The sequence below is a fragment of the Clostridium sp. SGI.024 genome (genome assembly GCF_050315195.1).
Lineage (GTDB): Bacteria > Bacillota > Clostridia > Clostridiales > Clostridiaceae > Clostridium.
This window is the reverse complement of the sequence record NZ_JBNPON010000200.1, coordinates 1-213: the sequence shown is the minus strand read 5'-3', so window position 1 is coordinate 213 and position 213 is coordinate 1. Positions and strand designations below refer to the sequence as shown.

Annotated in this window: 1 protein-coding gene; it reads left to right on the top strand. The window is 31.9% G+C overall.

Annotated features, from left to right (window positions below):
- On the top strand, positions 1-213 hold a 213-nt coding region (locus ACQRD5_RS17405; protein ID WP_427747142.1), incomplete at both ends, for a transposase.

Here is a 213-nt window from a genome sequence, read left to right as displayed (position 1 = left end):
ATTGATTGCATAATTCCAAGTAATGATTCTGTGCGATTACTAAGCCAGTTTGTAGAGGAGATGGATTTGACTGAGCTATATTCTACTTATTTTAGAGTAAGAGAAAATCAAGTTTCGCCCATGAAAATGCTAAAAATTATGCTATATGCTTATATGAATGGAATTTATTCTTCACGTGATATTGAAATAGCTTGCCGTAGAGATATCAATTTC